At 69.4% G+C, this 6,644-nt stretch carries 5 protein-coding genes and 1 pseudogene; 3 read left to right on the top strand and 3 right to left on the bottom strand.

What is annotated here, in order from left to right:
- Window positions 1–746, top strand: a 746-nt coding sequence (locus IEY36_RS28800) for a DDE-type integrase/transposase/recombinase (protein ID WP_188973504.1), incomplete at its 5' end; no start/stop codon positions are given.
- 5 nt (window positions 747–751) lie between these two features.
- A pseudogene (locus tag IEY36_RS28795) lies at window positions 752–1,117 on the top strand (transposase); the annotation flags it as partial.
- A gap of 79 nt (window positions 1,118–1,196) precedes the next feature.
- On the opposite strand, the gene IEY36_RS28790 reads toward IEY36_RS28795, so the two are convergent.
- Genes IEY36_RS28790 through IEY36_RS28780 form a run of 3 tightly spaced genes read right to left on the bottom strand, consistent with a single transcriptional unit; the run spans window position 1,197 to window position 5,623 of the window.
- The gene (locus IEY36_RS28790; protein ID WP_188973500.1) at window positions 1,197–2,777 is read right to left on the bottom strand and encodes an ABC transporter substrate-binding protein; all 1,581 of its coding nucleotides are present in this window, start codon (window positions 2,775–2,777) and stop codon (window positions 1,197–1,199) included.
- Between the two features lie 3 nt (window positions 2,778–2,780).
- Complete coding sequence (locus tag IEY36_RS28785; RefSeq protein WP_188973498.1) at window positions 2,781–4,484, bottom strand: M28 family peptidase; 1,704 nt, start codon at window positions 4,482–4,484, stop codon at window positions 2,781–2,783.
- Window positions 4,481–5,623, bottom strand: a complete 1,143-nt coding sequence (locus IEY36_RS28780; protein ID WP_188973496.1) for a C45 family autoproteolytic acyltransferase/hydolase — start codon at window positions 5,621–5,623, stop codon at window positions 4,481–4,483. The genes IEY36_RS28785 and IEY36_RS28780 overlap by 4 nt, the downstream gene beginning before the upstream one ends.
- 49 nt (window positions 5,624–5,672) lie before the next feature.
- On the opposite strand from IEY36_RS28780, the gene IEY36_RS28775 reads away from it, so the two are divergent.
- Window positions 5,673–6,596: a GntR family transcriptional regulator gene (locus IEY36_RS28775; protein ID WP_188973494.1), complete on the top strand. Its 924-nt coding sequence runs from the start codon at window positions 5,673–5,675 to the stop codon at window positions 6,594–6,596.
- The last annotated feature ends 48 nt before the right edge of the window (window positions 6,597–6,644 follow it).

Raw genomic sequence — 6,644 nt, 5'->3', positions numbered from 1 at the left:
ACGCCGTGCTGGCCGAGATCCGCGCCATCACCGACGCGCGCCCGACCTACGGCTATCGCCGCGTCACGGCGCTGCTCAACCGCGCCAGGCGCAACTATGGCGAGCCGCCGCTCAATCACAAGCGCGTCTTTCGCCTCATGCGCCAGGCTTCATTGCTGCTGCAGCCCCACACCGGCCGGCGCGCCATCCGCACTCACGAGGGCACCGTCATCGCCACGGCATCGAACCAGCGCTGGGCGTCGGACGGCTTCGAGATCACCTGTTGGAACGGCGAGGTCGTCCGCGCCACCTTCGCCATCGACACCCACGACCGCGAGGTCATGGCCTGGGTCGGCACCTCCGGCGGCGGCATCAGCGGCGAGATGATCCGCGACATGATGCTCGACTGCGTCGAACGGCGCTTCGATGCGCTGCGCGCCCCGCAGCCCGCGCAGTGGCTCGCCGACAACGGCTCCGCCTACACCGCCGCCGAGACCACCAACTTCGCCGTCGCGCTGAACCTCGTCGCCTGCTTCACGCCCGTCCGCGGCCCCGAGAGCAACGGTGTCTGCGGGGCTTTCGTGAAGACCTTCAAGCGCGACTACGTCCGCGTGAGCCCAAGGCCAGACGCCATCTCCGTCCTGCAGCGCCTGGCCGGCCGGTTCGAGGACGACAACACCATCCACCCTCACAGCGGCTTGCGCATGCGCTCGCCGCCTGAGTTCATCGCTACGCAGTCAGCAACCCAAGCCACCTGTCCGGCTTGATGGCGGCAACTCCAGTCCTGCCCTTCTGCAACACCGCAGCGATGAACCTCCATCTGGCCGAGATCGGCGAGATGGTTAGCCCCGGCAAGCATGCCGTGCTGCTGCTCGATCAGGCAGGGTGGCACCTCTCGGGCGACGTCGCCGTGCCGGACAACATCACCCTGCTGCCGCTGCCGCTGCCGCCGAAATGTCCGGAACTGAACGTGATGGAGAACGTCTGGCAGTTCATGCGCGACAACTGGCTCTCCAACCGGGTCTTCCAGGACCACGACGACATCGTCGAACACTGCTGCCATCACTGGAACCGCCTCGTCGATCAACCCTGGCGCATCATGTCCATCGGCTTGCGCGATTGGGCGCATGGGTCCTGATCAGTGGGAGTTGGTATGAGTCCGTTCTCCTCACACTCCGGGGGCTTTGCCCAAAGCGAATATGACCCCGGATGGACTCTCAGGCGCGCCGGATGTTCCAGAAGATGGGGAACCCTACCACGCGGTCGCGCACGGTCCGGCTTGTTGCAGTCGACCGAAAGATGCTGCCGAGCGGGATGCAGGGCAGCTCCTCCATGCCGACGCGCTGGATCTCTCGAGCGATGCGCTGTTGTGTGGCGAGGTCCGCGGCGTCGAGCCAGGCGTCGCGCAATTCCTCCAGCCGCGGCGCGGTGGGCCAGCCGAACCAGGCGTCGCGGCCATTGCCGCGGATCAGGATGTGTGTGGCCGGACTCTCGAACCACAGGCCCGGGAAGGCCCAGCAGCTCACCGACCAGCCGCCGCGTTCGACCGGCTCCATCGAGCGGCGACGCTGCACGACGGAGGCATTGTCGAGCAGCATCGGCTCGAAATCGAAGCCCAGGCGCGGCAGCAAATCCGCCGTCACCTGCGCCAGCGATGCCGTGGCACCAGTGTTGACGGAACCGAGCAGCCGGACTTTCTGACCGCTGTAGCCGGCTTCCCGTAGCAGCCGACGCGCCTTGGCAAGATCGCGCGGACCCTTGAGCGGCTCGAGGCCCGCATCGCTCGCCATTGGCGAGCCGGGCGGGAAGAAGCCGGTGCCGATCTCGTAGTTCTCCGGCTCCGTGCCGACCGCGGCCATGACAAAATCCGCCTGGTTGATCGCCGGCAACAGTGCCTGGCGGATGCGCTTGTCGTCGAAGGGTGCATGAAGCTGGTTGAAACGCATCACGCAGACCGTCGGCAGCAGCTCCATGCGGCTGAGTTCGACGTTGCGGTAGCGGCGGAGCAGCTCGACGCTTTCTGGCGGCGGGGCGGCGAACCAGTCAACCTCGTTGCGCTGCAACGCCGCCGCGGCGGTGGAGGGGTCGGGGATGCTACGCCATTCGATGCGATCGAAATGCGCCTGCTTGGCGCCTGCGGTCAGACCCCGGCCGGCCGCGGAACTTGGCTTGTAACCGGCGAAGCGCTCATATGCGACGAGGCTGCCGAGCTGATACTCGTCGCGCTTGATCCTGTAGGGACCGGAGCCGGTCAGGTCGGTGATCTGCTCGCGCGGGCTCGTCGTCGCGATGCGCTCCGGCATGATGAAGGGCACCGGCGCGAAGGATTGGCCGAGCACCTTGGTCAGCATCGGGAAGGGCCGCCTCAGGCGGAAGCGCAGGCGGCGGTCATCCAGGGCGCTGAGATCATCGAGCAGCGCGTCGATGGTCTGGCCCATCGGCGCCACCGCCATCCAGCGCCGCAGGCTGGCGACGCAGTCGCGCGCGCGGATCGCTTCCCCGTCGTGGAAGGTGGGGCCGTCGCGCAGGGTGATGGTGCAGACGCGCCCGTCCTGCTCCCAGAGATGGCCTTCGGCGAGTTGCGGCTGCGGCTGCAGCGCATCGTCCGTACCGTAGAGCGTGTCGTAGACCAGATAGCCGTGGTCGCGGGTGATGTCCGCCGTGGTCCAGATCGGGTCGAGAACCGAGAGATCGGCATAGGGCACGAAGCGCAAGGTGCGCTGGCGTTCGGTCTGCGCCAGGGCCGGGCCCGCGAGGGCCGTCGCCGCGCCGGCGGCGAGGAAGGTTCGACGGTACATGGTTCAGTTCCTCGTCCCAGGGGCGTGCAGCGTGGCGGCGGCGGCCTGCAGCGCGTCGGCGATGCGGTTGGCGCGGCGGCGCAGCGCGACGCGCGCCATACGGGCCTCGTCAGGCGCCGAGCCGGCCAGGCCGAGTGCGAGGGCAAGGCCCGGCAGCATGCGGCTGGCACGGCCGAAGTCGTAGTCATGGTTGCTGCGGGCGTGATGCAGCACCGGGTTGAGCAGCCGCGTGACGCGCAGCAGCAGCCCATTGCGCGCCGCGGCATCGGCCACCGGCTGGCTGGCCAGCGCCGCGGCTGCCGCACGGACCTCATCTGCCAGGCTCCGGAGCAAAGGTATCTCGGTCAGGTCGGGTGCGGCCTCGGCGTATTCGCGCAGGCTGGCGAGCACGTCGTCCAGCATGGCGACCAGGTCGAGCGGCAGGGTCTCGGCGGCGGTCAGTTCGCTCAGCAGGTTGTGGTGGATCAGCGCATCGGTCGCGAGCACCGCCGGATCGCAGCGGTCCGGCGTGTCCTCCTCGGTCTGCCACCACCAAGCGAGGCCGCTGCCCGGCATGTGCTCGGCACTCGACGCCGGCAGGAAGGCGCTGACCTGCAGGCTCGACACGCCGATGCCGCAGAAGCTCTGGTCCGAGTTCCGCGCGCTGCGCGTCGCCGGCACGTATTTGTCCTGGCGGCGCAGGGCGTGCGCGACGAAGTCCTTCTCGGAATCAGGCATTGGGCCCACCGTTGCCTCCAGCACGTCGGCGGCGAATCCGTGCAGTTCCGCTGTGGTGTTGCGCAGCGCCTTGGTGGTACCGCCGCGCACGCCGACGATGTCCACATTGAAGTACGCGATGGCGCGGTCGCGCAGTTCTGCCCAGTGGTGATCCGCGTACCAGGAGGAGCCGGCGTAGCCGCCCTGCTCATGCCCGGTCCAGAAGGCGAAGCGGATGCCGTGCCGGCGCCGCGGCGCCGCGGCGAAGAGGCGCGCCAGCTCGATCAGCATGACGACGGCGGCGAGGTTATCCGTCGCCCCTGCGCCCCAGGTGCAGTAATGCGCGCCGAGCATCACGAAATGCGGTGTCTCGCCGGGGATTTCGGCGACCGGCATGCGGACCGGCCGCCATTCGCGCTGCGCTTCCGCCACCAGCCGGATCTCAGTGCCGGGATGGGCGCGCAGCAGGGCGCCGTCCTCCTGCGCCACCTGCACCACGGGGATCGCCGGCAGCATCGCGACCTCGGCCGCGCTGGTTGGCGCGCCCCAGATCGGCGAGGTCTGCACGTAGTGCCGTTCAGGCCCGTGCGAGATGGCGACGACACCCACCGCGCCGGCACGCTGTGCGGCCATGACCGCGTCATAGCGCGGCAGGCCTTCGATCAACGCGATGCGGCCGGCGAGCGCGGTGCCTTCGGCGATCGGCGCGGCGACGCCTTCGGGCGGCGTGCCGGCGGCCATGCCGACGCCGGTCGCCGCGATCTCGCGCGGGGCCGCGCCGAACAGCGTCACGCCGGATCGCGCCGGCCAGCCGATGAAGGCGTCGAATTCATGCACCTGGTGCGCGACGCCAGCGGCGGCGAGTTCCCGCGTGATGATGGCGCAGGCCGCGGTCTCCGCGGGGGATCCGGGCAGCTTGCGGCCGAAGGCGCAGAGTTCGGTCAGCAGCGCATGCATCCGCTCCGCGGAAATGCCGGCGGCGGCAGGATCGGTCGGCAGGGTGCGCGTCATTCCGCGGCTTCCCGCGCCGCCTGAGGCGCCAGGGTGTAGCGGGTGAAGCTGGGGTTCAGCGCCGGCAGCGGCGCGATCTCCATCACGCCTTCGCCCGGGCGCATCAGGATCATCGCCACCGTGGCCGAGAGATTACCGCCAAGATTCATCCGCGGCGGCCGGCACACCGACCAGGGCGTCTGCCAATCGTCGAAGAAGGCGTCGCGCAGATCGTCCATCGTCAGGCCGCCTTGCTTCGCCGCCAGCGCCGCGCGCACGCGGCGGTCGCGATAGACGCTGTCCGGGGTGCTGAGCAGGCCGGTGTCCTTCAACTTGGACAGCGCGACGGGGCTCTGCCAGTGGTTTGCATGGACGATCACCCCGCCTTCGGGTTGCACCAGGAAGGATTCATCAGGCGCGCATTCGATGTCGATGCCGAAGCCGCTGGCATGGCTCAGCATCAGGTTGTTGGAGCCGGATTTCGGCGTGCCATAGAGAATGCGGAAGGCCAGCGCGACCTGCTCCTGCTCCAGCGCCTTGCGCCGCAGCAGCGACAGCGGCACGCCTTCCTGCGTGTAGTCGCGGTCGCTCTCAAGGTAGTTCGCGGTGATGGCGATGCCGGCCGCGTTCATGCCGCAGCGCGCCAGCCCGCCGGCCTCGACGAAGGTCAACACGTCCGGCCCGTCATCGCGGCGGATGCGCAGCACCACGCCGGTCTCGGCGCATTCGCTCTTCCAATCCCAGTTCTGGCCGTGGATCAGCGTACCATCGGCGCTGGCCTCCGGCAGGATGATGGCGCCGGTGCAGCCGTCCGGGTCGCGGCGCTCGGCTTCCAGGGCTTCGGCGCGCTTGGCGAGTTGCAGCACCTCGGTGCGGCAGTTGACCAGGACGATGTCCTCGAAGGCGACGTCGGCGCCCTCGGCGATGCCGCGCATCTCGGCGACGAAATCCGGCTCGAAGGCCTCGATACGGGGGACAAAGGCGCGGGCCATGGCGCGCACCGCGCCGGCATCGCGCCCCTGGCCGGCGAGCTGCACGCCGTAATGCGCCAGCGACTTGTGCACCCGTGCCTTGGCCATGCGACCATAGGCGCGCCCGCGGGACTCCGGCGTGCCGGCCAGTTCGATCAGGGGGAAGGGTTCGATCGGGGTGGACGACATGCCGCTTGCCTCTTCCAAAGATGGATTATGGTGACACATAAGGCATTGCATGGCCAATCCCCTCCCACCTGACGCGACTGACATCCCACTCCTGCACCGCGCGTTGGCGCGCGACATCCTGCAGGCGCTCCGAGAGCGCGGCGCGCGCGCGGGGGAACGGCTGTCGCGCCTCGCTTTGGCCAAGGAGTTCGGCGTCTCCCGCACGCCGGTCGCCGGCGCGGTGGCGCTGCTCGAGGCTCTGGGGGTGGTGGAGACCGACGGCCGCACCGTGCTGCTGCGCGACCCGGGCTTCGACCTCGGGCGTCTCGCCGTGGCGCCCGAGGACGGCAGCGACGCCGTGGCGGCCCTGATCGTGACCCTGGCGCGGGACCGCCGCTCCGGCGAACTGCCCGAGGACGTGTCGGAACGTCTGCTCCAATCCCGCTATGGGGTCGGGCGGGCAGTGTTGGCGGCGGCGCTGCGGCAGCTCGCGGAGGCCGGCGCCGTCAGCCGCAACCGAGGCCATGGCTGGCGTTTCGGGCCGGCCTATGCCTCGGCCGAAGACCGCGCGGCCTCCTACCGCTTCCGCCTGATGATTGAGCCAGCGGGGCTGCTGGAACCCGGCTTCGCCTTGCCCGACGGCTGGGGCGCCGGGATGCGGCGGCTGCACGAACGCTTCCTCAGCCGTGGCTGGAGCGACACCGACATGGTCGCCTTCTTCGAGACCAACGCCGCCTTCCATCGTGGCCTCGCGGAGGCCTCCGGCAACCGCTTCCTGGTGCAGGCGATGGAGCAACAGAACCAGCTCCGCCGCTTCTCTAACTACGACTGGCAAAGCGGCGCGGAGCGCGTGCGCGTTTCCGCCGCCGACCATCTCGGCATCCTCGACGCGCTGGAAGCTGGCGACCGCGAGGAAGCGGCAGAGCGCATGCATCGCCACCTTGCCGGCACCGCGGCGCTGCCGTGGCGCGCCCGCCCGCCGCAGGGCGGATGACGACCATATTGCACTTTGCGTCCTGATAGTGCATCCACGCTCCCACAT

The organism is Neoroseomonas lacus, assembly GCF_014644535.1.
Taxonomy (GTDB): domain Bacteria; phylum Pseudomonadota; class Alphaproteobacteria; order Acetobacterales; family Acetobacteraceae; genus Neoroseomonas; species Neoroseomonas lacus.
Note: the sequence above shows the minus strand (reverse complement) of the source record. Positions and strands in the feature narration are given on the sequence as shown.

Coding starts and splice junctions, on each gene's coding strand:
- IEY36_RS28790 (WP_188973500.1), bottom strand. CDS start 2,777: ATGTACCGTCGAACCTTCCTCGCCGCCGGCGCGGCGACGGCCCTCGCG.
- IEY36_RS28780 (WP_188973496.1), bottom strand. CDS start 5,623: ATGTCGTCCACCCCGATCGAACCCTTCCCCCTGATCGAACTGGCCGGC.
- IEY36_RS28785 (WP_188973498.1), bottom strand. CDS start 4,484: ATGACGCGCACCCTGCCGACCGATCCTGCCGCCGCCGGCATTTCCGCG.
- IEY36_RS28775 (WP_188973494.1), top strand. CDS start 5,673: ATGGCCAATCCCCTCCCACCTGACGCGACTGACATCCCACTCCTGCAC.